This window comes from Haloferax sp. Atlit-6N (genome assembly GCF_003383195.1).
Classification (GTDB): domain Archaea; phylum Halobacteriota; class Halobacteria; order Halobacteriales; family Haloferacaceae; genus Haloferax; species Haloferax gibbonsii.
Genome location: NZ_QEQJ01000287.1, coordinates 1 through 470, shown reverse-complemented (window position 1 = coordinate 470; position 470 = coordinate 1). Strand labels below are relative to the sequence as shown.

The window sequence follows — 470 nt, the reverse complement described above, 5'->3', positions numbered from 1 at the left end:
ATCACGGGGACGGTCACGGTACCGTCGCGACGGTTCGTGGCGCCGTGCGGAGCGTCGGGCGTGATAACGGCGGGCGCGTCCACGTCCGGCATCGAGCGGCGGACGACGCAGTCGATCGGCTGTTCGCGTTGCGGGCGGGCGCAGCCGGCCGTCGAGGCTACCGAGGCGATCCGGAGCGGACGTGAGCGGCCCTCGACCGCCGCACGGAGCGACGACGCGAGCGTCTCGTCGGCACAGACGAGAACGGTTCTGGTGCGTGACCCAGGGGTCATATATCACCGGTTCGACAGGATCGGCGCGCTGGTCGCCAACTGCGAGCCACACGGTCGTCGATTAGCCCCCGAATCACGCGTCTCACGCCGAGTAGTATCGGGGCCAGGATATATCTTCTTCTAATTATCAGTTGGGCTGCTGTCAAAATGGCTCCCGAGACTAAACGCTTATCACGACCCGTCAGTTACCCCTGGATG

1 protein-coding gene is annotated in these 470 nt (G+C 65.1%); it reads right to left on the bottom strand.

Translation table 11 applies throughout. The features are described 5' to 3' along the window. Window positions 1–272: hypothetical protein (locus DEQ92_RS24320; protein WP_233516953.1), on the bottom strand; the 272-nt coding region annotated here is incomplete at its 3' end. Window positions 273–470 lie beyond the last annotated feature (198 nt).